We start from the raw sequence: 24,066 nt of genomic DNA on the forward strand, positions 1-24,066 counted from the left end.
GGACTGGCCAACGCGTGGGGTGCGGGGAGGGGTGAAGAGGCTTGTTCAGGCCGGCGGTTCGGGCTTAAACGGAACCCGTGGGACCGTTCCGGTGCGGCCCGCCGCGGCACGTCACATCAAGGGGGTCAGGAAGCGGCGCAGCACTTCCTCGTAGGCGGCCGGGTCGGGGTTCCACATGGCGGCGTGCGGGGCGTGCGGGACGGAGTGGAGGGTGACCGGGCCGGGGTGGCGGTCGGCGAAGCGGCGGGAGGCCGCCCACGGGGCCACGGTGTCCCCGGGGCCGTGGACGACCAGGGTCGGTACGGCGGGTGCGGCCGGGTCGGCGGCCCCGTCGGCGGTGCCGGCGCCCAGGCCGGCGCGGCCCTCGGCGGCGCGGACGGCCAGCGGCAGCAGCGCGCCGGGAACGTGGCGGGCGGAGGCGAGGGCCCGCACGGTGGCCTGCCAGTCGAGGACCGGGGAGTCCAGCACGAGTCCCGAGACGAGGTTGCGGAGCCCCGAGTGCGCGGCGGCGCGCAGGGCCATGGTGGCACCGGTGGACCAGCCGAGCAGGACGAGACGTTCGGCGCCGTAGCGGACGGCGTAGCGCATCGCCGCGTCCAGGTCGCGCCACTCCGTCCCGCCGAGGTGGTTGAGGCCGTCCGGGGGGCGGGGCGCGCCCAGGTCGCCGCGGTAGGACAGGGCGAGGACCGGGAAGCGGCGGCGGTGCAGGAAGCCGGTCAGGTTCAGGGCGTGTTCCCGGGTGGTGCCCAGCCCGTGCACGGCGATCACCCAGGTGCGGCGGGCGCCGGGGACGAACCACGCGGGCAGCGGTCCCAGCTCGCCGGGCACGTCGACGTCGGCGTGGTCGAGGCCGAGCGCGGTGCTCGGGTTGCCCACGTACAGGTTCGGGGTGAGCCACACGGCGTCGCCCGCGTCGAGGGTGCCGTGGGTGACCCGCTCCAGACGTCGTACGACCGTGTCGGCGGAGTGCGGGGCGCTGTCCAGGACGGGACCGACGACCGCGTGGGAGCCGTCGCCCGCGAGTCCGTAGGTGCCCGGCCGCAGGGCGGCGAGGTCGCGGGTGAGGATCACCCGGCCGTCGGCCGTGCCGTGCACGGTGAGCCGGGGTTCGGTGGGCAGGGGGCGGCCGGGTGACGCCTTCAGCGCCGCGTCGCTGGCGAGGCGGCCCGCGGCCACGCTTGCGGCGCCGGCGGCCAGGGCCGCGGCTGCGGTGACGGCGGTCGCCGTGACGGTGCGCACGCGTCCAGTGTCCCGGCCGATCCCGCCGAGGGCCAGCGGTGGAGGGGGCCGGGGGGCGGACGGGTGGCCGCGCGCCCGGCGGCCCGCGCGCCCGCGGCGGGCGGCCCGCGGCTGGCCGCCGTCACCGTGACCGGACGGGCCCGCACGGCGGAGCTCGCGGCGGCCCGCCCGGCGGAGCCGCGTATCGCCACGCCCCGGCCTCGGGACCGGCCGCCGGACCGCCGGACCGCTGAGCCGCCGAGGACGTCGGGGTCCTGTCGGCGGCCCCGGTGCGTCGCCTCAGCGGTTCTGCCCGTAGCCCCGCAGGCGTTCCGCGACCTCCCCCAGCTGGTCGTCGGTCAGCAGGTTCGGGGTGCGGCCCGGGACGGACGAGGCGGTCAGCCACAGCCGGCACATCCACTCCAGCTGGGCCGTGCGGTCGTAGGCCTGGTCGAGGGTGGTGCCGTAGGTGAGGGTGCCGTGGTTCTGGAGGAGGCAGGCGGTGCGGTCGGTGAGGGCGTGCAGGAGGTTGCGGGCGAGTTCCTCGGTGCCGTAGGTCGCGTAGGGGGCGACGCGGACGGGGCCGCCGAGGGCGGCCGTCATGTAATGGACGGACGGGAGTTCGCTCACGAGGGTCGAGACGGCGGTGGCGTGCACGGCGTGGGTGTGGACGACGGCGCGGGCGTCGGTGGTGCGGTGGACGGCGAGGTGCATGGGCAGTTCGCTGGTCGGGGTGAGGGTGCCGAGGACCTGCCGGCCGTCGAGGTCGACGCCGGTGACGTCGTCCGGGGTGAGGCGGTCGTAGGGGACGCCCGAGGGGGTGACCAGGACGAGGTCCCCGACGCGGACCGAAACGTTGCCGGAGGTGCCGACGACGAGCCGGTCGGCGACGGTGCGGCGGGCCGTCGCCACGAGCTGTTCCCAGGCGTGTGCGACCTCCCCGTCACGGAGGTCTCGGGGGTCGTGGATGCCGTCACCGGTGTCGCGTCGCTGCTCTGCCATGCCCGCGATCCTGCCAGGTGACGAACGTCTCTTTCGCGGCCTTCCAGGACCCCCGGAGAAGGGGGCGCGGGACCCGGGCCCGTGCGGCGTCCGGGGTGTCACGGCGAAGCGGAATGAACTCCGCCGATTGTGGACACCATGAAGCCCGTCCCAGTTCACCTTCCGTTCACTCGGGTTACCTACGTTCATCCAGCCAATGACCTCGAACGATTGCCTGGGTAAATGGAAAGCTTCTCGCTGATCCTCGCGATTGTGGTAGTGACCGCACTCGCGTTCGATTTCACGAACGGTTTCCACGACACCGCCAACGCGATGGCCACCACCATCTCGACCGGTGCCCTCAAGCCCAAGGTCGCGGTGGCCATGTCCGCCGTTCTGAACCTTGTAGGCGCCTTCCTCTCCGTGGAGGTCGCCAACACGATCTCCAAGGGTCTCGTCGACGAGACCGGCATCCGTCCCGAGGTCATCTTCGCCGCCCTGGTCGGCGCGATCCTCTGGAACCTGATGACCTGGCTGGTCGGACTGCCGTCCAGTTCCTCGCACGCCCTGATGGGCGGCCTGATCGGCGCCACCATCGCCTCGGCGGGCGCCGGCGCGGTCCACGGCGACGTGCTCGTCACCAAGGTCCTGATCCCGGCCATCGCCGCGCCGATCGTCGCGGGCGTCGCGGCGATGCTCGCCACCCGGCTGTCGTACGCGCTGGGCAGGAAGGCCGACGGCAAGGCCGCCGCCAAGGGCTACCGGACCGGCCAGATCGCCTCCGCCGGCCTGGTCTCGCTCGCCCACGGCACCAACGACGCGCAGAAGACGATGGGCATCATCACCCTCGCCCTGGTCGCCGGCGGCGCCGTCGCCCCCGACTCCGACCCGCCGCTGTGGGTCATCCTGTCCGCGGGCCTGGCGATCGCGCTCGGCACCTACCTCGGCGGCTGGCGCATCATCCGCACCATGGGCAAGGGCCTGACCGACCTCCAGCCGCAGCAGGGCTTCGCCGCCCAGACCAGCGCGGCCACCGTCATCCTGGCCTCCTCCCACCTCGGCTTCTCGCTCTCCACCACGCACTCGGTGTCCGGCTCGGTGATGGGCGCGGGCCTCGGCCGCAAGGGCGGCGTCGTCCGCTGGTCGACCGCGACCCGGATGTTCGTGGCCTGGGGCCTGACGCTGCCGGCCGCGGCCCTGGTCGGCGCCCTCGCCGAGTACGTGACCGGCCTCGGCGACTGGGGCACGGCGCTCGTCGCGGTGTTCCTCATCGCCTCCAGCGCGGCGATCTGGAAGATCTCGCGGCGCGAGGTCATCGACCACACGAACGTCGTCGACGCGGACGAGGAACCGGCCGGCGTGGTCACCACCGCGATCGCCGCCGTGACCCCGCCCCCGGCGGGCACGGTCGCCGAGGACCTCACGGCCACCATCCCCGCCCCGGCGGCGGAGCCGGCTCCGCCGGCCGCTCCCACCGTCACCACCGTCTGAGTCCCGCCCCCACCGGTACGAAGGAAGAAGCAGCATGAAGATCGACTGGGCGGCTCTCGGCTCCGTCTTCGGCGTCAGTCTCGTCGTCACCGTGGCCCTCGTGGCCCTCTTCACCCTCGGCATCATGGGCCTCTCCCGCCGCGAACGGGCCGCGGCCCAGGGCGGCTCCGCCACCCTGGCCGTCACCGGCGCGTACGCGTGCTTCGCGGCGTGCGCCGGGGCGGTGGCCTACGGGATCTCGCTGATCGTCGCCTGACGGACCGGCACGCACACACGCGCGTGGGGCGCGGGACGGACCACCGTCCCGCGCCCCACGCGTGCGTGACGGCCGTGACCGGCGGTGTGTGGGGTTCTGCACACTGTCCCGCCCCAGGTCAACAGCGAGTTGACGGCCGTTCCGGGCCCGTGGTGGACTGCCGGGGCCATGTACGGCGACAGAAGAGGAAGCCGGTGTGAATCCGGCGCGGTCCCGCCACTGTCACCGGGGTAGACACCCCCGGGAGCCAGGAACTCTCGTCGCCGGTCTCGTCGAACCAGGGCGTGGACACCCTGAGTGAGGACATATCGCCATGCTCGGCTGCCGTTCGAGGTACCGCACCAGGTCGCTGCCCGGCCCGTCGGCCGGCTGAGCCGATGGGTGCCGATCGCCGATACGCGTACGGTGCCGCCGCCGGCCTCCTGGGGGACCTCCTCCTCGGCGATCCGCGCCGGGGGCATCCGGTCGCCGTGTTCGGGCGGGCCGCGGCCGGCGTGGAACGGGTGCTGTGGCGGGACCACCGCGGGTGGGGCGCGCTGCACACCGCCGTGTGCGCCGGCGGCGCCGTGGCCCTCGGAGCCCTCGCCTCCCGTGCCGTACGCCGCTCCCCCGCCGCCTCCGTCGCGTTGACCGGTGCCGCCGTGTGGGCCGTCGTCGGCGGGACCTCACTGGTACGGGAGGCCCGGAGCATCGGGCGGGCCCTGGAAGCGGGGGACGTCGAGGGCGCGCGGGCACGGCTGCCGCACCTGTGCGGACGGGACCCGCAGGCCCTGGACGCCGACGGCATCGCCCGCGCGGTCGTCGAGTCCGTCGCCGAGAACACCTCCGACGCGGTCGTGGGCGCCCTGGTGTGGGGGGCCGTCGGCGGCGTGCCGGGACTGCTCGGGTTCCGGGCCGTCAACACCCTGGACGCCATGGTCGGCCACCGCTCGCCGCGCCACCTCCGCTTCGGGTGGGCGTCGGCCCGGCTGGACGACGTCGCCGGATGGCCGGGGGCGCGGCTGACCGCCGTCCTTGCCGCCGTCGCCGGTGACGACCCGCGCGGGGCGGTGCGGGCCTGGCGGGCCGACGCGCGCAGGCATCCCAGCCCCAACGCCGGTCCCGTGGAGGCGTCGTTCGCCGGTGCCCTCGGGGTGCGGCTGGGCGGGACGCTGTCGTACGCCGGGCGCGTCGAACACCGGCCCGTGCTGAACGGGGAGCGGGGGCGGCCCGTCGTGGCCCACGACATCGAACGTGCCGCGCGGCTCTCCCGCCGCGTCGGCCTGCTCGCGCTCGGCGTCACCGTCGCCGCGCGCGTCGTCTCCGCGGGTGTCCTCGCGGCGAGAGCGAAGGGGCGTACGTCATGAGCGGGGGTCTCCTCGTCGCCGGCACCACCTCGGACGCCGGCAAGAGCGTCGTCACGGCCGGGATCTGCCGGTGGCTGGTGCGGCAGGGGGTCAAGGTGGCGCCCTTCAAGGCGCAGAACATGTCACTCAACTCGTTCGTGACCCGCGAGGGCGCCGAGATCGGGCGCGCGCAGGCCATGCAGGCGCAGGCCTGCCGCATCGAGCCGACGGCGCTGATGAACCCGGTGCTGCTCAAGCCGGGCGGCGAGCGCAGCAGTCAGGTCGTGCTGCTCGGCAGGCCGGTCGGCGAGATGAGCGCGCGCGGGTTCTTCGGGAAGGCCGGAGAACCCGGGGGATCCGGGGCATCCGGGGCATCCGGGGGATCCGGGGAGCCGTCCCCCGGGAACAGGCTGCGCGGCGGACGGCAGGAGGAACTCCTCGGGACCGTTCTCGACTGTCTCGCCGAGTTGCGGGGCACGTATGACGCGGTGATCTGTGAGGGGGCGGGCAGTCCCGCCGAGATCAACCTGCGGCGGACCGACATCGTGAACATGGGGATCGCCCGCAACGCGCGGCTCCCCGTGCTCGTCGTCGGCGACATCGACCGCGGCGGCGTCTTCGCCTCCTTCTTCGGGACCGTCGCGCTGCTCTCGCCGCAGGACCAGGAACTGGTCGCCGGGTTCCTCGTCAACAAGTTCCGCGGTGACGTCTCGCTGCTGGAGCCGGGCCTGGACATGCTGCACGGGCTGACCGGGCGGCGGACGTACGGGGTGCTGCCGTTCCGGCACGGGCTCGGGATCGACGAGGAGGACGGGATGGCGGTCTCCCTGCGGGGCGCCGTCCGGGAGTCGGCCGTCTCCGCGCCCGTCGGCGAGGACGTGCTGCGGGTCGCCGTCTGCGCGGTCCCGCTGATGTCCAACTTCACCGACGTGGACGCGCTGGCCGCCGAACCGGGCGTCGTCGTGCGGTTCGTGGACCGGCCGGAGGAACTGGCCGACGCCGACCTCGTGGTGCTGCCGGGGACCCGGGGGACGGTCCGGGCACTGGAGTGGCTGCGGGAGCGCGGGCTGGCGGACGCGATCCTGCGCAGGGTCGCCGAGCAGCGGCCCGTGCTGGGCGTCTGCGGCGGCTTCCAGATCCTCGGCGAGCACATCGAGGACGAGGTCGAGTCGCGCGCCGGCGAGGTCGCGGGGCTCGGCGTCCTTCCCGTCCGGGTGCGGTTCGCCCGCGAGAAGACCCTCACCCGGCCGGTGGGGGAAGCCCTCGGCGAGCGGGTCGAGGGGTACGAGATCCATCACGGGGTCGCCGACGTCACCGGAGGCCGAGCCTTCCTGGACGGCTGCCGGGTCGGACAGACCTGGGGCACCCACTGGCACGGCTCACTGGAGTCGGACGGATTCCGCCGGGCGTTCCTGCGGGAGGTGGCGGCCGCCGCGGGCCGCCGTTTCGTGCCGGCCGCCGACACCTCCTTCGCCGCGCTGCGCGAGCAGCAGCTCGACCGGCTCGGCGACCTGATCGAACAGCACGCGGACACGGACGCGCTGTGGCGGCTCATCGAGTCGGGCGCGCCGCAAGGACTGCCTTTCATCCCACCGGGAGCGCCCGCATGAGCACAGTGTTGTTGTTGTCGACCGCCGACACCGATCTGCTGGCGGCCCGGGCCGCCGCCGGTGCCTCGTACCGGATCGGCAATCCGACCCGCGTGGACGTCGCGGAGGACCTCCCGGGCCTGATCGAGGGCTCGGACGTCGCCGTCGTACGGCTGCTCGGCGGGAAGCGGGCCTGGGAGGACGGGCTCGCCGCGCTGAAGGCGTCCGGCATCCCCACCGTCCTGCTGGGCGGGGAGGCCGTGCCGGACGCGGAGCTGATGGCCGAGTCGTCCGTGCCGGCCGGCGTGGTGGCGGAGGCGCTGCGGTACCTCGTCGAGGGCGGGCCCGCCAACCTCACCGAACTGGCGCGGTTCCTCTCCGACACCGTCCTGCTGACGGGCGAGGGCTTCGAGGAGCCGCGGCGGATGCCCGCGTACGGCGTCCACGGCGACCGGGTGCGCCAGGAGGGCCGGCCGACCGTCGGCGTGCTCTTCTACCGCGCCCACGAGCTGAGCGGCAACACCGCCTTCGTGGACACGCTGTGCGACGCGATCGAGGCGACGGGCTCCAACGCCCTCCCGGTGTACTGCGGTTCGCTGCGCGACGCCGATCCCGGTCTGTACGAGATCCTCGGCACGGCCGACACCCTGGTCGCGACCGTCCTCGCGGCGGGCGGCACGCACGCCTCGCAGGCCTCGGCCGGCGGCGACGAGGAGGCCTGGGACATCGGGGCCCTCGCGGATCTCGACGTGCCGGTGCTGCAGGGCCTGTGCCTGACCTCATCGAGGGCCGCCTGGGACGCCTCCGACGCCGCCCTGTCCCCCATGGACGCGGCCATGCAGGTGGCGATCCCCGAGTTCGACGGGCGGCTGATCACGGTCCCCTTCTCCTTCAAGGAGCAGGGCCCGGACGACGTCCCGGTCTACGTCGCCGACCCCGAGCGGGCCGCGCGCGTCGCCGGGATCGCCGTGCGGCACGCCCGGCTGAAGCACAAGGCGAACGCCGACAAGAAGCTCGCGCTCGTCTTCACCGCCTACCCCACCAAGCACTCGCGGGTCGGCAACGCGGTCGGCCTCGACACGCCCGCCTCCGCCGTCCGGGTGCTGGACGCCCTCCGGGACGCCGGCTACTCGCTCACCGAATACCCCGACAACGGCGACGAGTTGATCCACCGGCTGATCGAGGCCGGTGGCCACGACGTCGAGTGGCTGACCGAGGAGCAGCTCGCCGCCGCGCCCGCGCGGGTGCCGCTGGCCGACTACCGGGCCTGGTTCGACGAACTCGACCCGGACCTCAGGCAGGGCATGCTCGACGCCTGGGGCGAGCCGCCGGGCGGCCTGTACGTCGACGGCGACGACATCGTGCTGGCGTCCCTGCGGTTCGGGAACGTCGTCGTGATGATCCAGCCGCCGCGCGGCTTCGGCGAGAACCCGATCGCGATCTACCACGACCCCGACATGCCGCCGTCGCACCACTACATGGCCGCCTACCGCTGGCTGGAGAACAGTTTCGGCGCCGACGCGATCGTCCACATGGGCAAGCACGGCACGATGGAGTGGCTGCCGGGCAAGGGGCTGGGCCTCAGCGGGGGCTGCGCCCCCGACGCCGTCCTCGGTGAACTCCCGCTGATCTACCCGTTCATCGTCAACGACCCCGGCGAGGGCACGCAGGCCAAGCGGCGCGGGCACGCCACCGTCGTCGACCACCTGGTGCCGCCGATGGCGCGCGCCGACACCTACGGCGACCTGGCCAAGCTGGAGCAGCTCCTCGACGAGTACGCGCTCGTCTCCGACCTGGACCCGGCGAAGGCGCCGGCCGTGCGGGCGCAGATCTGGACGCTGGTGAAGGCGGCCGAGCTGCACCACGACCTGCACGTCGACGACCAGCCGGACGACGAGGCGTTCGACGAGTTCGTCATGCACATCGACGGCTATCTGTGCGAGATCAAGGACGTGCAGATCCGCGACGGCCTGCACGTCCTCGGCGGCGGGCCGGTGGGCGAACCGCGCGTGAACCTGGTGCTGGCCGTGCTGCGGGCCTCGCAGGTGTGGGGCGGGCGGGCGAACGCGCTGCCGGGTCTGCGGGCCTGCCTGGCGGAGCACTTCGGGCTGGCCGAGAAGGAGCTGCTCGCCGAGCCGGGGGCGCCGGTCAAGGTCCCGGTGGAGCTGACGGACCTGGTGCCGGGCCCCTCGCGCAGCGCCGCCGACGCGATCGACCTGCTGGAGCAGCTGTGCCGGCGGATCGCGGAGGGCATGGAGGCGCGGGGGTGGGCGGCAGGTGAGAGCCGTGCGCTCGTCCGGGAGGTCCTGGGCACCGAACTCCCGGACGCCGTCGCGGTGGTGGAGTTCGCCTGCACGGAGGTCGTGCCCCGGCTGGAGCGGACCACCGACGAGATCGGGAACATCCTCCGCGCGCTGAACGGCGGTTACGTCCCGGCCGGTCCGTCCGGCTCGCCGACGCGCGGTCTGGTCAACGTCCTTCCGACCGGCCGCAACTTCTACTCGGTCGACCCCAAGGCCATTCCTTCCCGGCTGAGTTGGGAGGTCGGCCAGTCCCTCGCCGACTCACTGGTGCAGCGGTACCTCCAGGACACCGGCGCGTACCCGAAGTCGGTCGGCCTGACGGTGTGGGGCACCTCGGCCATGCGCACCCAGGGCGACGACATCGCCGAGATCCTCGCGCTGCTGGGCTGCCGCCCGGTGTGGGACGACGCCTCGCGCCGGGTGACCGGCTTCGAGATCGTGCCGGCGGCGGAACTGGGCCGGCCCCGCATCGACGTCACGGTCCGCATCTCCGGGTTCTTCCGCGACGCGTTCCCGCACGTCGTCGGGCTGATCGACGACGCGGTGCGGGCGGTGGCCGAGCTGGACGAACCGGCCGACGTCAACTACGTGAAGGCGCACGCCGACGAGGACACCGCCGAGCACGGCGACCGGCGCCGGGCGACGGCCCGCGTCTTCGGCTCCAAGCCGGGCGCGTACGGCGCGGGACTGCTGCCGCTGATCGACGCCCGCAACTGGCGCTCGGACGCCGACCTCGCCGAGGTGTACGCGGTGTGGGGCGGCTACGCCTACGGGCGCGGACTCGACGGACGGGCGGCGCGCGGGGACATGGAGACGGCGTTCCGGCGGATCGCGGTCGCCGCGAAGAATGTGGATACACGTGAACATGACATCGCGGATGCGGATGACTACTTCCAGTACCACGGTGGCATGGTCGCCATGGTGCGCCATCTGACGGGCGCCTCCCCCGAGGCGTACGTCGGCGACTCGGCCACTCCGGACCAGGTGAAGACGCGGACGCTGGGCGAGGAGACCCACCGGGTGTTCCGCGCCCGGGTGGTCAACCCCCGCTGGATGGCCGCGATGCGGCGGCACGGCTACAAGGGCGCCTTCGAGATGGCGGCGACCGTCGACTACCTCTTCGGCTACGACGCCACGGCGGGCGTGGTCGACGACTGGATGTACGAGAAGCTCAGCGCCGAGTACGTCTTCGACCCGGAGAACCGGGACTTCATGAGGAAGTCCAACCCGTGGGCGTTGCGCGGGATCACGGAGCGCCTGCTGGAAGCGGCGGACCGTGGCCTGTGGGCGGAGCCGGACCAGGAGACCCTGGCCCGGCTCCAGGCGACCTACCTCGAGCTTGAGGGTGATCTGGAGGGGGACGCGTGATCTCCCTCGGTATCCCCGCGCGGGCGGGGAGCACAGGAACAGCTCGACGAGATGTTCGTGGAGCAGTGGACCATCCCCCCCGCACGAGCGGGGAGCACGCTTCGACATTCGCAGAACGGCATGCGGATTGCGCACCGTCTGAGTCCGTTTCACACCAAGGAGTGATCGCCGCGTGAGCACGCCTTATCCGTTCACCGCCATCGTCGGGCAGGACGATCTTCGACTGGCGCTCCTGCTCAACGCGGTGAGCCCTGCGGTGGGCGGGGTTCTCGTTCGAGGTGAGAAAGGCACTGCCAAGAGCACTGCGGTGCGTGCGCTGTCGGCGTTGCTACCACCGGTGGAGGTCGTCCCCGGCTGCCGGTTCTCCTGCGATCCCGCGGCGCCGGACCCCGCGTGCCCGGACGGGCCGCACGAGCCGGGGCCCGGAGCCGAACGCCCGGCGCGGATGGTCGAGTTGCCCGTCGGCGCCTCCGAGGACCGGCTGGTCGGCGCGCTCGACATCGAGCGGGCGCTGACAGAAGGGGTGAAGGCGTTCGAGCCGGGTCTGCTCGCCACGTCGAACCGGGGCATCCTCTACGTCGACGAGGTCAACCTGCTCCATGACCACCTCATCGACGTTCTGCTGGATGCCGCCGCCATGGGAGCCTCCTACGTCGAGCGCGAGGGCGTGTCCGTGCGGCACGCGTCGAAGTTCCTGCTGGTCGGCACCATGAACCCGGAGGAGGGCGAGCTGCGGCCGCAGCTGCTCGACCGGTTCGGGCTGACCGTGGAGGTCGCCGCCTCCCGGGAGCCCGACCAGCGGGTCGAGGTGGTCCGGCGGCGGCTGGCGTACGACGACGACCCCGCCGCCTTCGCCGCCCGGTGGGCCGACGAGGAGACCGCCGTACGGGCGCGGATCGTGGCGGCGCGCAAGCTGCTGCCGTCGGTGCGGCTGGGCGACGGGGCGCTGCGGCAGATCGCGGCGACCTGCGCGGCCTTCGAAGTCGACGGGATGCGGGCCGACATCGTGATGGCGCGGACGGCCACCGCGCTGGCGGCGTGGGCCGGGCGGACCGAGGTGCTCGCGGAGGATGTCCGGCAGGCCGCGCTGCTCGCGCTGCCGCACCGGCGGCGCCGCAACCCCTTCGACGCGCCCGGGCTCGACGAAGGCAAGCTCGACGAGACGCTGGAGGAGTTCGGCGGGTCCGACGACGAGGACCCCGACCCGGACCCCGGTCCGGACGGGCCCGGCGGAGGCGGCGGGCAGCCGCCTTCGGAGGGGCCCGAGGACGGTGACGCCGGAGCGCGTCCCGAGGCCGGGGAGAGCGGTGAGCCGCAGACCCCGGGGAGCGGCGCCGGTGAGCAGCAGCCGGCGCGGGCCGGCGAGCCCTTCCGGACCAAGGCGCTGAGCGTGCCGGGGATCGGGGAGGGCGCCGCCGGGCGGCGGTCGCGGGCGCGGACCGAGCAGGGGCGGACCACCGGGTCCCGGCGGCCCCGGGGGGCGCTGACCAAGCTGCATCTGGCGGCGACCGTGCAGGCGGCGGCGCCGCACCAGCGGGCGCGCGGGCGGTCCGGGCGCGGGCTGGTCGTGCGCCGTGACGATCTGCGGCAGGCGACGCGGGAGGGGCGCGAGGGCAATCTCGTGCTGTTCGTGGTCGACGCCTCCGGTTCGATGGCGGCGCGGCAGCGGATGAGCGCCGTCAAGGGCGCCGTGCTGTCGCTGCTGCTGGACGCCTACCAGCGGCGGGACAAGGTGGGGCTGGTGACGTTCCGGGGGTCGGCCGCCGACGTGGCGTTGCCGCCGACCTCGTCCGTGGACGCGGCGGCGGTACGGCTGGAGTCGTTGCCGACCGGGGGGCGTACGCCGCTGGCGGCCGGGCTGCTCCGGGCGCACGACGTGCTGCGGGTGGAGCGGTTGCGGGACTCCGCCCGGCGGCCGCTGGTCGTCGTGGTGACGGACGGGCGGGCGACCGGCGGGCCCGACCCCGTCGCCCTCGCCGGGCGGGCGGCCCGGCTGTTCGCGGCCGACGGGGTCGCGTCCGTGGTCGTGGACTGCGAGTCCGGGCCGGTGCGGCTGGGGCTCGCCGGGCGGCTCGCGGTCGAGCTGGGGGGCAGCGCCGTCACGCTCGACGAGTTGCGGGCGGACGCGATCGCCGGGCTGGTCAGGGACGTGCAGGGGACTTCGAGGAGGGCCGCGTAATGCCGCAGGGACAGCCGAGTGTCGTACCGGACGACGGACTGACGACCCGTCAGCGGCGCAACCGGCCGCTGGTCGTCGTGCACACCGGGGTCGGCAAGGGCAAGTCGACGGCCGCGTTCGGGCTCGCGCTGCGGGCCTGGAACCAGGGGTGGCCCATCGGGGTGTTCCAGTTCGTCAAGTCGGCGAAGTGGAAGGTCGGCGAGGAGAACGCGCTGCGGGTGCTCGGGGACTCCGGGCAGGGCGGGTCGGTCGCCTGGCACAAGATGGGCGAGGGCTGGTCCTGGGTGCAGCGGGACTCTCAGATGGACAACGAGGAGAAGGCCCGCGAGGGCTGGGAGCAGGTCAAGCGCGATCTGGCCGCCGAGACGTACCGGCTGTACGTGCTCGACGAGTTCGCGTACCCGATGCACTGGGGATGGATCGACACCGACGAGGTCGTGGAGGTGCTGCGCGACCGGCCCGGTACCCAGCACGTCGTGATCACCGGGCGCAACGCGCCGCAGAAGCTGGTGGAGTTCGCGGACCTGGTGACCGACATGACCAAGGTCAAGCACCCCATGGACGCGGGGCAGAAGGGGCAGAGGGGCATCGAGTGGTGACGTCCTCCGTCCCACGGCTGGTCGTCGCCGCGCCCTCGTCGGGCAGCGGCAAGACCACCGTCGCCACGGGGCTGATGGCCGCGTTCGCCGCGCGGGGGCTCGCCGTGTCCCCGCACAAGGTGGGGCCGGACTACATCGATCCCGGGTACCACGCGCTCGCCACCGGGCGGGTGGGGCGCAACCTCGACGCGTACCTGTGCGGGCCGGAGCTGGTGGCTCCGCTGTTCCTGCACGGGGCGCGCGGGTGTGACATCGCCGTCGTCGAGGGCGTGATGGGGCTGTACGACGGGGCCGCGGGGCAGGGTGAGCTGGCGTCCACGGCGCAGGTGGCGAAGCTGCTGCGGGCGCCGGTGGTGCTGGTCGTGGACGCGTCGTCGCAGTCGCGGTCGGTGGCGGCGCTGGTGCACGGGTTCGTGTCGTGGGACCCGCGGGTGCGGATCGGGGGCGTGATCCTGAACAAGGTCGCCTCCGACCGGCACGAGGCGTTGCTGCGGGAGGCGCTCGAGTCGGTGGGGGTGCCGGTGCTGGGCGTGCTGCGGCGGGCCGCGGCGGTGGAGACGCCGTCGCGGCACCTGGGGCTGGTGCCGGTGGCCGAGCGCGGGGCGCGGGCGGTGGAGGCGGTGGCCGCCATGGCGGCGCAGGTCTCGGCCGGGTGTGATCTGGAGGCACTGGCCGCGCTGGCGCGTGGTGCGGGGCCGCTGCCGGGTGCGGCCTGGGACGCGACCGAGGCCGTGGCCGGGGTCGCAACCGAAGCCGGAGCCGGGGCCGGGATCACGGCCCGGCCCGGCGATGACCGCACGGCCCTCCCGGCCCTCCCCGCCCGGCCGGCCGGGGGGCCGGCGCCCACGGTCGCCGTCGCCGGTGGGGCCGCGTTCACCTTCTCCTACGCCGAGCACACCGAGCTGCTCGCCGCGGCCGGGGCCGACGTCGTGACCTTCGATCCGCTGCGGGACGAGCGACTGCCTCCGGGGACGGCCGGGTTGGTGGTGGGGGGCGGGTTCCCCGAGGTGTACGCCGCCGAGCTGTCCGCGAACGAGGGGCTCCGCAAGGAGGTCGCCGCGCTCGCGGAGAGCGGGGCGCCGGTCGCCGCCGAGTGCGCCGGGCTGCTGTATCTGTGCCGGGAGCTGGACGGGCGGCCCATGTGCGGGGTGCTCGACGCCACGGCCCGGATGACCGGGCGGCTCACCCTCGGCTACCGGGACGCCGTCGCGGTGGGCGACAGCGTGCTCGCCGGGGCGGGGACGCGGATGCGGGGGCACGAGTTCCACCGGACCGTCGTCGAGCCGGGCGCCGGGGCGGCTCCCGCGTGGGGGGTCCTCGCTCCCGTGAAGCGGGTCGAGGGTTTTGTGGAGCGCGGTGTGCACGCGAGTTATCTGCACACGCACTGGGCGTCGTCGCCCGGTGCGGCCCGTCGGTTCGTGGAGAGGTGCCGGACGTCATGAGCAGCAGGCTGATCGGAGTCGGGGTCGGTCCCGGGGATCCGGAGCTGGTGACCGTGAAGGGCGTCAACGCTCTGCGGGCCGCCGACGTGGTCGTCGTCCCCGTGATGGCCGCGCCCGACGGAACGGCGGGCGCCGAGCGGGGGCGCGCCGAGGCCACGGTGCTCCACTACGTGCCCGCGGAGAAGGTCGTCCGGGTGGCGTTCGCGCTGAACGAGCGGACCGACCGGGGCCGGCGGGAGGCCGCCTGGGACGTCGCCGGGGAGCGGGTGGCGCAGTTGCTCACGCAGGTCGACACCGTCGCCTTCGCCACCATCGGCGATCCGAACGTGTACTCGACTTTCACGTATCTCGCCCATACCGTCGGCGAGTTGGTGCCGGGCACGGTCGTGGAGACGGTGCCCGGGATCACCGCCATGCAGGACCTCGCGGCGCGGTCGGGGGCCGTGCTGACCGAGGGGACCGAGCCGTTGACGCTGGTGCCCGTGACGGCGGGGTCGGCCGTGCTCAAGGACGCCCTGGCCGGACCCGGCACCGTCGTCGCCTACAAGTTCGGCCGGCAGGCCGCCGAGGTCGCGGAGGCGCTGCGCGAGACCGGGCGGCTCGAGGACGCGGTGTGGGGATCGGCGCTCGGGCTGGCCGAGGAGTCCGTCCGGCCCGCCGCCGAGCTGGCCGGGGAGCCCCTCCCCTACCTGTCGACGCTCATCGCGCCCGCGCGGCGCGACGGCGGACGGGGCGGCAAGCTGTGAGACGCCCCGTCCCGGAGGCGGCCGCCGGGTGTCGCCGGAAGCCGGTGACCGGTCCGGCGGTCCGGCCTCGCCGGCAGCCGGCCCCCGCCGGGGCCCACCACCGGTCGGCCCGCGCCGGGGCTCCCGGCCGTCCGGTCGCCGGCTCCGTCACCACCGCCCGTCGCCCGGCCACCGGCTCCGTGGCCGCCGCCGGCCGCCCCGCCACCGGCTCCGTCATCGACGCCCGCCGCCGGGCGGCGGCCGGTTCACTGCGCCAGGCCCACCACCAGCCAGATGAAGGCCGCGCCCGCGATCGTGCACAGCACCGTCGAGCGGGCGGGGTGTTCGTGGTGGGCCTCGGGCAGGATCTCGGCCGCCGCCAGGTAGAGCAGTCCGCCGGCGAAGAAGCCCAGGTAGCCGCCGAGCAGTGGCCCGGGGATGGTGACGAACGTGGTGCAGGCGGCGCCGACCACCGGTGCCGCGGCGTCCGCGACCAGCATGGTGAGGGCTCTGCGGCGGGCGTTCCCGTACAGGCTGGTGATGGTGTACGTGTTGAAGCCGTCCGCGAAGTCGTGGGCGATGACGGCCAGCGCGACGGACGCGCCCATGCCGCCGCCGACCTGGAAGGCCGCGCCGATCGCGACGCCGTCCATGGCGCTGTGACCGACCATCGCCGCGGCCGCCGTGAGGCCCACCCGGGGGCTGCGGCCGTCGTGTTCGTCGGCGCCGTGCGCGGCCTGCCGGTGGGCCAGCAGACGTTCCACCAGATGGGCCAGCAGGAAGCCCGCCACGAACAGCAGCAGCGCGGCGGGCACCCCGAAGACCTCCGTGCCGGCCGCCTCCAGGGCCTCCGGCAGCAGGTCCAGGCCGACCACGCCGAGCATCAGGCCCCCGGCCAGGCCCAGCACCAGGTGGCGGCGGTCGGTCACGCGCTGTGCGGTCCAGCCGCCGGCCAACGTCATCAGGAACGCGCCGAGCGCGACGAACACCGCCATGTGCCCTTCGTATCCGATCGGGCCCCGGCCACGCACCTTCGCCACCACCCGTCTCCCGCCCCGCACTCCACCCCGTGATGAGAGGACCCGAACCCATGGCCGACGCCCCCACCGGCAAGGTGACCTTCGTCGGCGCCGGTCCCGGCGCCGCCGACCTGCTGACCTTCCGTGCCGCCCGCGCCATCGCCGAGGCCGACGTCGTGATCTGGGCCGCGAGCCTGGTCCAGGCGGAGGTCCTCGAGCACGCGCGCGAGGACGCGGAGGTCCTCGACTCGGCGACCATGTCCCTGGAGGACGTCGTCGCCGTCTACGAACGGGCGCACCGGGACGGCCTCGCGGTCGCCCGGATCCACTCCGGCGACCCCGCCCTGTGGGGCGGCACCCAGGAGCAGGTCGACCGCTGCGACGAGATCGGCATCGCCACCGAGATCGTGCCCGGGGTGTCCTCCTTCTCCGCCGTCGCCGCGCTGGCCGGGCGCGAGCTGACGATCCCCGAGGTGGCGCAGTCGGTGATCCTCACCCGGCTCGGCGGCGGCAAGACGCCCATGCCGCCCGGCGAGGAGGTGCGGGAGTTCGCCCGGCACGGCACGACCATGGCGGTCTTCCTGTCGGCCGCGCGCAGCGGACAGCTGGTGCGGGAGCTGCTGGAGGGCGGCTACCCGACCGAGACGCCCGTCGTCGTCGCCCACCAGGCCACCTGGCCGGAGGAGCTGGTCGTGCGGTGCACGATCGGCACGCTGGAGGAGACGGTCAAGGAGCACAAGCTGTGGAAGCACACGCTGTTCCTGGTCGGCCCGGCGCTCGCCGCGCACGGCACCCGCTCGCACCTGTACCACCCCGGTCACTTCCACGGCCACCGCAAGGCCGACCCCGAGGCCCGCAGGGTCCTGCGCGAACGGGGTGCCCGTACGTGAGCCGTCCGATCACCGTCGTCGGCACGGGGACCGGGGCGCCCGTCCCCGCGGCAGTGACGGCGGGCGCGGACCTCGTCGTCGGCGGACGCCGGCACCTGGACGCCGTGGAGCTGCCGGAGGGCGCCGGGCGGATCGTGCTGGGGCCGCTGGCGCCCGCGCTCGACGGCATCGAGAGGTACGTCGCCGAGGAGCGGCGGGTGGTGGTGCTGGCGTCCGGGGACCCGGGGTTCTTCGGGATCGTGCGGGCGCTCGCCGAGCGGTTCGGCGCGGACCGGCTGGAGGTCGTGCCGGGGGTGTCCTCGGTCGCCACCGCGTTCGCGCGGCTCGGTCTGACCTGGGAGGACGCCGTCGTCGTCAGTGCGCACGGGCGGGATCCGCGGACGGCGGTCCAGGTGTGCCGGGCCCATCCGAAGGTGGCCGTGCTGACCGGGCCCGGTGCCGGTCCCGCCGAGCTGGGCGCCGCGCTGGCCCGGACCGCTCCCGGCCGGGTGCTCGTCGTCGCCTCGGCGCTGGGCGACCCGGCGCGCGAGCGCGTGGAGCGGGTCACGCCCGCCGAGGCGGCGGCCCGCGACTGGGGGACGGCGGTGAGTGTCGTGCTGTGCCTGGACGAGGCGCGGGCCTCCGGTCCCGTGCGGACGCTGGCGGGGCCGGTGCGCCGGCCCGCCGGGTGGGCGCTGGACGAGGGCGACTTCGCGCACCGCGACTCGATGATCACCAAGTTCGAGGTGCGGGCGCTGGCCCTGGCCCGGCTCGGGCCGCGCCCCGGCGACCTGGTCTGGGACGTGGGTTCCGGTTCGGGGTCGGTGGCCGTGGAGTGCGCGCGGCTGGGCGCCGCGGTCAGCGCGGTGGAGAAGTCCGGGGACGGCGTCGGACGGATCCGCGCCAACGCGGCCGCGCACGGCGTCGACGTGCACGTGGTGCACGGCAGCGCGCCGCGGGCGCTGGACGGACTCGACGATCCGGACGCGGTGTTCGTCGGCGGCGGCGGGCGGGAGCTGCCCGGCATCGTCGGGGCGTGCGCGCGGCGGGCCCGGCGGACCGTGGTCGTCGCGATGGCCGCGCTGGACCGGGTGCCCGCGGCGCGGGCCGCGCTCACGGACGCCGGGTTCGCCGTCGACGGCGTCCTGCTGCAGTCCTCGCGACTGGCCCCGCTGCCGGGGGACGTGACCCGGCTGGCGGCGACCAATCCCGTCTTCCTGCTGTGGGGGGCGAGGACCCCCGTCCCCGAGGAAGTTCCCGAAGAAATTCCCGAGGAAGTTCCCGGAGAAGTCCCTGGAGAAGACTCTGCGGAAGTTCCCGCGGAGGTCCCTGAAGAAGGAGTTGCCCAGTGATCGGCCTCATTTCCGCCACCGCGGCGGGGGCGGCGGCGCGCGACCGGCTGGCCGCGGCGTGGCCGGACCGCACGCGCGTGTACGACGGGCCCGTCGGGGACGCCGTCCGGCGGGCGTTCGCGGAGTGCGAGCAGCTCGTGTGCTTCCTGGCGACGGGCGCGGTGGTACGGCTCGTCGCGCCCCTGCTGTCCGACAAGGCGTCCGACCCGGGTGTGGTGTGCGTCGACGAGGCGGGCCGGTTCGCGGTGCCGCTGGTCGGCGGGCACGCGGGCGGCGCCAACGACCTGGCCCGCGAGGTGGGCGAGTCGCTGGGTGCGGTGCCCGTGGTGACCACGGCGACGGACGCCGTCGGCATCCCCGGTCTCGACACCCTCGGCATGCCCGTGGAGGGCGATGTCGCGGGCGTGACGCGGGCCCTGCTGGACGGGGAGCCGGTCGCGCTGCGCGCGGAGGTGGCGTGGCCGCTGCCGCCGGTGCCGTTCGCCGAGCGGGGCGCCTGGACCGTGCGCCTCACGGACCGGGCCGCCCCGCCCGCCGGGCGCGAGGTGCTGCTGCGTCCGCCGTCGCTGGTGGTGGGGGTCGGTGCGTCCAAGGGCGCTCCGGTGGGTGAAGTGCTCGACGTGATCGAGTCGGCCCTGCGGGACGCGGGTCTGTCCGCGCGCTGCGTCGCCGAGCTGGCCACCGTGGACGCCAAGCGCGAGGAGCCGGGCATCGTGGGGGCGGCCGAGCGGCTCGGTGTGCCGGTGGTGACGTACCCGGCCGGGGAGCTGGCGGCGGTGCCGGTGCCGAACCCCTCCGACGCGCCCCTCGCCGCCGTGGGCACCCCGTCCGTCGCCGAGGCGGCCGCCCTGGCCGGCGGCGGCGAACTCCTCGTGCCCAAGCGCAAGTCGGCCGGTGTCCCCGCGACGGCGACCTGTGCCGTCGTACGGCGGCCCGGACGCGGCCGGCTGGCGGTGGTCGGGCTCGGGCCCGGCGCCCGCGACCTGCTCACCCCGCGCGCGAAGGCCGAGCTGCGGCGCGCCTCGGTGCTCGTCGGCCTCGACCAGTACGTCGACCAGATCCGTGACCTGCTGCGGCCCGGCACCCGGGTGCTGGAGTCCGGGCTCGGCGCGGAGGAGGAGCGGGCCCGCACGGCCGTCGCCGAGGCCCGGCGCGGGCACGCCGTCGCGCTGATCGGCAGCGGGGACGCCGGCGTGTACGCCATGGCCTCCCCCGCGCTGGCCGAGGCGTCCGACGACATCGACGTGGTCGGCGTGCCGGGGGTGACCGCCGCGCTGGCCGCCGCCGCGCTGCTGGGCGCGCCGCTGGGCCACGACCACGTGTCGATCAGCCTGTCCGACCTGCACACGCCGTGGGAGGTCATCGAGCGGCGGGTGCGGGCGGCGGCCGAGGCGGACCTCGTGGTGACGTTCTACAACCCGCGCAGCCGGGGCCGGGACTGGCAGCTGCCGAAGGCGCTGGCGATCCTCGCGGGGCACCGGGAGCCGACGACCCCGGTGGGCGTCGTGCGCAACGCCTCACGCCCGGACGGCACCGCGCGGGTGACGACGCTCGCGCTGCTCGACCCGGCGACGGTGGACATGATGACGGTCGTGACGGTGGGCAACACGGCGACCCGCGACATCGCCGGCCGCATGGTGACGCCGCGCGGCTACCGCTGGCAGGAGGAGCCCAAGTGAACCGCGTGGTCCACCCGATCGAGCAGGAGTCCTTCCGGCGGCTGCGCGCCCGCCTGGACACCTCGCACTTCCCGCCGCTGACCCGGGCGGTGGTGGAGCGGGTGATCCACTCCGCCGCCGACCTGGAGTACGCGGGCGACCTCGTCATGGACGAGGTCGCCCTGGAGAAGGCGCACGCCGCGCTGCACGCCGGGGCGCCGGTGGTCGTGGACGTGGAGATGGTGGCCGCCGGCATCACCCGGCGCGAGACCGTCTGCCGGCTCCGGGACGCCGTGGCCGGTCCCGGGCTGACGCGTTCGGCGCACGCGGTCCGGCTGGCGTACGAGCAGGTCGGGCCCGGCGCCCTGTGGGTGATCGGCTGTGCGCCGACCGCCCTGGAGGAGCTGCTCACCCTCGACGCCTCCCCCGCGCTCGTCATCGGCCTGCCCGTCGGTTTCGTCGGCGCGGCCGAGTCCAAGGCCGCGTTGCGCGGGAGCGGCCTGCCCGCCGTGAGCAACGTGTCCGAGAAGGGCGGCTCGGCGGTCGCCGCCGCCGCGCTCAACGCCCTGCTGTACACCCCCCTTTCGCACTCCGATTCGCACGCCGATTCACACTCCGAGGAGAAACCGTGACCACCCCGCCGCCCGCCCTGCTCATCGCCGGCCACGGCACCCGGGACGAGGCCGGAGCCGAGGCGTTCCGCGACTTCGTCCGGGAGCTGGGCCGCCGCCACCCCGAACTGCCCGTCGCGGGCGGCTTCATCGAGCTGTCCCCGCCGCCGCTGGGCGAGGCGGTGACGGACCTGGTGGAGCGCGGCGTACGGCGGTTCGCGGCCGTCCCGCTGATGCTGGTGTCCGCCGGCCACGCCAAGGGGGACATCCCGGCGGCGCTGGCCCGGGAGAAGGAGCGGCACCCGGGGATCTCCTACACGTACGGCCGTCCGCTGGGCCCGCACCCGGCGCTGCTGAACGTGCTGGGGCGGCGGCTGGACGAGGCGCTGGGCGGCGCGCGCACGCCCGAGGAGCTGGCCGACGTGACCGTCCTGCTCGTCGGGCGCGGCTCGACCGACCCGGACGCCAACGCCGAGGTGCACAAGGCGGCCCGCCTGCTGTGGGAGGGCCGCGGGTACGCCGGTGTGGAGACCGCGTTCGTGTCGCTGGCGGCGCCGGACGTGCCGGGCGGGCTCGACCGGTGCCTCAGGCTCGGCGCGCGGCGGATCGTCGTCCTGCCCTACTTCCTGTTCACCGGGATCCTGCCGGACCGGGTGCGGCGCCAGACCGAGGAGTGGGCGGCCGCCCACCCGGAGGTCGAGGTGCGGTCGGCGGACGTCATCGGGCCCGAGCCGGAGCTGCTGGACCTGGTGATGGAACGGTACGCGGAGGCCGTCAAGGGTGATCTGCGGATGAACTGCGACTCGTGCGTGTACCGGATCGCGCTGCCCGGCTTCGAGGACAAGGTGGGGCAGCCGCAGCAGCCGCACTTCCACCCCGACGACGAGGGCCACGACCACGGCCACGGTCATGGCCCTGGTCACCACCATCACGGAGGGCACGCGCATTCCCATGCACACTGACGGGCACGACCTGCGGCACCACGGGGACGCGGAGGTGCGCGACGACGGCTCGGCGCTGGTCGACCTCGCCGTCAACGTCCGCGCGGACACGCCCCCGGCGTGGCTGCGCGAGCACGTCGCCGCGTCCCTGACCGGGCTCGCGGCCTACCCCGACGGGCGGGCCGCGCGGGCGGCGGTGGCGGCGCGGCACGGGCTGCCGGTGGAGCGGGTGCTGCTGACGGCGGGTGCGGCGGAGGCGTTCGTGCTGCTGGCCCGCGCCCTGAAGGTCCGCCGGCCGGTCGTGGTGCACCCCCAGTTCACCGAGCCGGAGGCCGCGCTGCGGGACGCGGGGCACAGCGTCGACCGGGTGCTGCTGCGGGAGGAGGACGGCTTCCGGCTCGATCCGGCGGCCGTTCCCGAGGACGCCGATCTGGTGGTGATCGGCAACCCGACGAACCCGACGTCGGTGCTGCATCCCGCCGCCGCGGTCGCCGGGCTCGCCCGGCCCGGGCGGACACTGGTCGTCGACGAGGCGTTCATGGACGCGGTGCCGGGCGAGCGCGAGGCCCTGGCCGGGCGGACGGACGTGCCCGGTCTGGTGGTGCTGCGCAGCCTGACGAAGACGTGGGGGCTGGCGGGGCTGCGCATCGGGTACGTCCTCGCCGGGCCGGACACCGTCGGCGAGCTGGAGCGGGCCCAGCCGCTGTGGCCGGTGTCCACGCCCGCGCTGGCGGCGGCCGAGGCCTGCGTGTCGCCGCGGGCGCTGTCCGAGGCGGCGGAGGCGGCGGAGCGGGTGGCTGCCGACCGGGCGCATCTCGTGGCCGGGCTGGCGCGGTTCGCGGGGGCCGGCGTGCGGGTGGCGGGGCCCGCGCAGGGGCCGTTCGTGCTGGTGCGGGTGCCCGCGGCGGTGGCGGTGCGGCGGGAGCTGCGTGCCCTCGGGTACGCGGTGCGGCGCGGGGACACGTTTCCCGGGCTGGGTGAGGACTGGCTGCGGGTCGCGGTGCGGGACCGCGGGACGGTGGACGGGTTCCTGCGGGCGGTGGGGACGGTGGTGGGGGCGGCGGGGTGACGCCGGGGGTGTTCCGCCCCCGCCGCCCCTTCCCCCCCCGAACCCGGTGGCTCCGCCCCCGGACCCCCTGTCGGCGCTTCGCGCCTCGTCCTCAAGCGCCGGACGGGTTGAGATGCCCGACCGTCGCCATTCGGTCCACCGAGCCGGGTGGTGGGTGGGCAGAGGCCGGGGGACCGGGGGCTGCCTCCGGTCCTCAGCGGCGGCGCCGCGCCAGGGCCACCGCTCCCCCGCCCGCCGTCAGCAGGGCGACCGCGCCGCCCGCGAGGTACGGCGTCATCGAGCCGCCGCCCGTCTCGGCGAGCCCGGCCTCCGCGCGGGCGCCCTGTGCCTCGACGTCCCCGACGGGCTCGGCGGGGTCTGCCGGCTCGGCGGATACGGCGCTCGGCGGGGCCTCCCCGCGCGGCGCCGCGGGCGTCTCGCAGGTGGCCTCGGCCAGCGTCACCGTGCCCGTCACCTCGGCGACGTTGAGGTTCAACGGGTCGACGGAGACGGTGAGTCTCAGCGCCGTCGCGGCGGCCGTGCGCGACGTCGTCGCGTGCTGCGCGAGGTCCAGCCGGACCTCTCCCACCCCCGGCACCTTCACGTCGGTGGGACCGCCCGCCGACACCGTCACCCGCTTGCCGAGGACGGTCACCGCGCCGACCGGGCGGGAGGTGGCGACCGGTGTCCTGCCGGCCTCGCAGACGGCACGGGAGGAGACGGCCTCGATCTCGACGAGGGAGAGCAGCGGCAGCCCCGGAACGTGCAGCCTGGCGTGGGCGAGCCGGGTGGAGGCCTCGGCCACGTCCGCGCGCAGCACGCTGAAGGGGCGGCCGCCGTCGACGCCGTCGAGTTCGGCCGTCAGCGCGGTCCGCCCGGCGCTCTGCGGCGCCCGGACCTCGTTGAGGGAGACGGTGAGGGGCACGTCGACGGTCTTGTCGAGCAGGGCCACGTCGAGGCCGGTGCGCAGCACCACGGCGCTCGCGCTCCCCTCCTCGGTCGCGTGGGCGGCGGGCGCGCCGGCCAGCGCCGCGGGACCGGCGGCGAGGGCGGCGGCGGCCAGCACGGTGGCGCAACGGCGTGCGGGCATGC

General features: G+C 75.1%; 19 protein-coding genes and 1 riboswitch. Of the genes, 15 read left to right on the plus strand and 4 right to left on the minus strand.

What is annotated here, in order from left to right; translation table 11 throughout:
- Positions 1 to 111 precede the first annotated feature (111 nt).
- Together ACH4N1_RS26110 and ACH4N1_RS26115 are read right to left on the minus strand one after the other, a co-directional pair.
- Entirely contained in the window at positions 112 to 1,239 is a 1,128-nt protein-coding gene (locus ACH4N1_RS26110; protein WP_398100592.1) for an alpha/beta hydrolase, read from the minus strand.
- A gap of 279 nt (positions 1,240 to 1,518) precedes the next feature.
- Positions 1,519 to 2,220 (minus strand): class II aldolase/adducin family protein, encoded by a 702-nt coding sequence (locus tag ACH4N1_RS26115; protein ID WP_398100594.1) that lies wholly within the window; start codon positions 2,218 to 2,220, stop codon positions 1,519 to 1,521.
- A 222-nt stretch (positions 2,221 to 2,442) separates the two neighbouring features.
- On the opposite strand from ACH4N1_RS26115, the gene ACH4N1_RS26120 reads away from it, so the two are divergent.
- From ACH4N1_RS26120 to cobI, 9 genes are all read left to right on the plus strand, one after another.
- Positions 2,443 to 3,690 carry an anion permease gene (locus tag ACH4N1_RS26120; RefSeq protein ID WP_398100596.1) on the plus strand — a complete coding sequence of 416 codons (1,248 nt, stop codon included), beginning with the start codon at positions 2,443 to 2,445 and terminating at the stop codon, positions 3,688 to 3,690.
- A 34-nt stretch (positions 3,691 to 3,724) separates the two neighbouring features.
- Positions 3,725 to 3,946 carry a hypothetical protein gene (locus ACH4N1_RS26125; protein WP_366060508.1) on the plus strand — a complete coding sequence of 74 codons (222 nt, stop codon included), beginning with the start codon at positions 3,725 to 3,727 and terminating at the stop codon, positions 3,944 to 3,946.
- Positions 3,947 to 4,090: 144 nt separating this feature from the next.
- Positions 4,091 to 4,223, plus strand: a riboswitch (cobalamin riboswitch).
- A 100-nt stretch (positions 4,224 to 4,323) separates the two neighbouring features.
- Positions 4,324 to 5,292, plus strand: coding sequence for a cobalamin biosynthesis protein (locus tag ACH4N1_RS26130; protein WP_398100598.1), 969 nt, complete (start codon positions 4,324 to 4,326; stop codon positions 5,290 to 5,292).
- The gene (locus ACH4N1_RS26135; protein WP_398100600.1) at positions 5,289 to 6,881 is read left to right on the plus strand and encodes a cobyric acid synthase; all 1,593 of its coding nucleotides are present in this window, start codon (positions 5,289 to 5,291) and stop codon (positions 6,879 to 6,881) included. Before ACH4N1_RS26130 ends, ACH4N1_RS26135 begins: the two co-directional genes overlap by 4 nt.
- Positions 6,878 to 10,531: a cobaltochelatase subunit CobN gene (gene cobN / locus ACH4N1_RS26140; protein WP_398100602.1), complete on the plus strand. Its 3,654-nt coding sequence runs from the start codon at positions 6,878 to 6,880 to the stop codon at positions 10,529 to 10,531. Before ACH4N1_RS26135 ends, cobN begins: the two co-directional genes overlap by 4 nt.
- A gap of 172 nt (positions 10,532 to 10,703) precedes the next feature.
- Positions 10,704 to 12,710, plus strand: coding sequence for a putative cobaltochelatase (locus ACH4N1_RS26145; protein WP_398100604.1), 2,007 nt, complete (start codon positions 10,704 to 10,706; stop codon positions 12,708 to 12,710).
- Positions 12,710 to 13,309, plus strand: coding sequence for a cob(I)yrinic acid a,c-diamide adenosyltransferase (gene cobO, locus ACH4N1_RS26150; protein ID WP_398100606.1), 600 nt, complete (start codon positions 12,710 to 12,712; stop codon positions 13,307 to 13,309). Before ACH4N1_RS26145 ends, cobO begins: the two co-directional genes overlap by 1 nt.
- Positions 13,306 to 14,751 (plus strand): cobyrinate a,c-diamide synthase, encoded by a 1,446-nt coding sequence (locus ACH4N1_RS26155; RefSeq protein WP_398100608.1) that lies wholly within the window; start codon positions 13,306 to 13,308, stop codon positions 14,749 to 14,751. Before cobO ends, ACH4N1_RS26155 begins: the two co-directional genes overlap by 4 nt.
- Positions 14,748 to 15,497, plus strand: coding sequence for a precorrin-2 C(20)-methyltransferase (gene cobI / locus ACH4N1_RS26160; RefSeq protein WP_398100610.1), 750 nt, complete (start codon positions 14,748 to 14,750; stop codon positions 15,495 to 15,497). The genes ACH4N1_RS26155 and cobI overlap by 4 nt, the downstream gene beginning before the upstream one ends.
- Before the next feature lie 245 nt (positions 15,498 to 15,742).
- Here cobI and ACH4N1_RS26165 read toward each other — a convergent pair whose 3' ends face one another.
- The gene (locus ACH4N1_RS26165; RefSeq protein WP_398100612.1) at positions 15,743 to 16,471 is read right to left on the minus strand and encodes a ZIP family metal transporter; all 729 of its coding nucleotides are present in this window, start codon (positions 16,469 to 16,471) and stop codon (positions 15,743 to 15,745) included.
- 95 nt (positions 16,472 to 16,566) lie between these two features.
- On the opposite strand from ACH4N1_RS26165, the gene cobM reads away from it, so the two are divergent.
- The 6 genes from cobM to cobC are packed head-to-tail and all read left to right on the plus strand — an operon-like array spanning position 16,567 to position 22,995.
- Entirely contained in the window at positions 16,567 to 17,385 is an 819-nt protein-coding gene (cobM, locus tag ACH4N1_RS26170) for a precorrin-4 C(11)-methyltransferase (RefSeq protein WP_398100614.1), read from the plus strand.
- Positions 17,382 to 18,716 (plus strand): precorrin-6y C5,15-methyltransferase (decarboxylating) subunit CbiE, encoded by a 1,335-nt coding sequence (cbiE, locus tag ACH4N1_RS26175; RefSeq protein WP_398100616.1) that lies wholly within the window; start codon positions 17,382 to 17,384, stop codon positions 18,714 to 18,716. The genes cobM and cbiE overlap by 4 nt, the downstream gene beginning before the upstream one ends.
- Complete coding sequence (gene cobJ, locus ACH4N1_RS26180) at positions 18,713 to 20,395, plus strand: precorrin-3B C(17)-methyltransferase (protein WP_398100618.1); 1,683 nt, start codon at positions 18,713 to 18,715, stop codon at positions 20,393 to 20,395. Before cbiE ends, cobJ begins: the two co-directional genes overlap by 4 nt.
- Entirely contained in the window at positions 20,392 to 21,006 is a 615-nt protein-coding gene (locus ACH4N1_RS26185; protein ID WP_398100620.1) for a precorrin-8X methylmutase, read from the plus strand. The genes cobJ and ACH4N1_RS26185 overlap by 4 nt, the downstream gene beginning before the upstream one ends.
- On the plus strand, positions 21,003 to 21,947 hold the full coding sequence (locus tag ACH4N1_RS26190; RefSeq protein WP_398100622.1) for a sirohydrochlorin chelatase: 945 nt from the start codon (positions 21,003 to 21,005) through the stop codon (positions 21,945 to 21,947). Before ACH4N1_RS26185 ends, ACH4N1_RS26190 begins: the two co-directional genes overlap by 4 nt.
- Positions 21,937 to 22,995 (plus strand): Rv2231c family pyridoxal phosphate-dependent protein CobC, encoded by a 1,059-nt coding sequence (cobC, locus tag ACH4N1_RS26195; RefSeq protein WP_398100624.1) that lies wholly within the window; start codon positions 21,937 to 21,939, stop codon positions 22,993 to 22,995. Before ACH4N1_RS26190 ends, cobC begins: the two co-directional genes overlap by 11 nt.
- A 193-nt stretch (positions 22,996 to 23,188) precedes the next feature.
- Here cobC and ACH4N1_RS26200 read toward each other — a convergent pair whose 3' ends face one another.
- Positions 23,189 to 24,064 (minus strand): SCO1860 family LAETG-anchored protein, encoded by an 876-nt coding sequence (locus tag ACH4N1_RS26200; RefSeq protein WP_398100626.1) that lies wholly within the window; start codon positions 24,062 to 24,064, stop codon positions 23,189 to 23,191.
- Between the last annotated feature and the right edge of the window lie 2 nt (positions 24,065 to 24,066).

The sequence above is a fragment of the Streptomyces sp. NPDC017202 genome, assembly GCF_044331705.1.
Lineage (GTDB): Bacteria > Actinomycetota > Actinomycetes > Streptomycetales > Streptomycetaceae > Streptomyces.

What these genes read in the sequence shown, in the direction of transcription:
- cobO (WP_398100606.1), top strand. Translation starts at nt 12,710, where the DNA reads ATGCCGCAGGGACAGCCGAGTGTCGTACCGGACGACGGACTGACGACC.
- cobM (WP_398100614.1), top strand. Translation starts at nt 16,567, where the DNA reads ATGGCCGACGCCCCCACCGGCAAGGTGACCTTCGTCGGCGCCGGTCCC.
- cobN (WP_398100602.1), top strand. Translation starts at nt 6,878, where the DNA reads ATGAGCACAGTGTTGTTGTTGTCGACCGCCGACACCGATCTGCTGGCG.
- ACH4N1_RS26165 (WP_398100612.1), bottom strand. Translation starts at nt 16,471, where the DNA reads ATGGCGGTGTTCGTCGCGCTCGGCGCGTTCCTGATGACGTTGGCCGGC.
- ACH4N1_RS26125 (WP_366060508.1), top strand. Translation starts at nt 3,725, where the DNA reads ATGAAGATCGACTGGGCGGCTCTCGGCTCCGTCTTCGGCGTCAGTCTC.
- cobC (WP_398100624.1), top strand. Translation starts at nt 21,937, where the DNA reads ATGCACACTGACGGGCACGACCTGCGGCACCACGGGGACGCGGAGGTG.
- ACH4N1_RS26135 (WP_398100600.1), top strand. Translation starts at nt 5,289, where the DNA reads ATGAGCGGGGGTCTCCTCGTCGCCGGCACCACCTCGGACGCCGGCAAG.
- ACH4N1_RS26120 (WP_398100596.1), top strand. Translation starts at nt 2,443, where the DNA reads ATGGAAAGCTTCTCGCTGATCCTCGCGATTGTGGTAGTGACCGCACTC.
- ACH4N1_RS26115 (WP_398100594.1), bottom strand. Translation starts at nt 2,220, where the DNA reads ATGGCAGAGCAGCGACGCGACACCGGTGACGGCATCCACGACCCCCGA.
- ACH4N1_RS26200 (WP_398100626.1), bottom strand. Translation starts at nt 24,064, where the DNA reads ATGCCCGCACGCCGTTGCGCCACCGTGCTGGCCGCCGCCGCCCTCGCC.
- cobI (WP_398100610.1), top strand. Translation starts at nt 14,748, where the DNA reads ATGAGCAGCAGGCTGATCGGAGTCGGGGTCGGTCCCGGGGATCCGGAG.
- ACH4N1_RS26130 (WP_398100598.1), top strand. Translation starts at nt 4,324, where the DNA reads ATGGGTGCCGATCGCCGATACGCGTACGGTGCCGCCGCCGGCCTCCTG.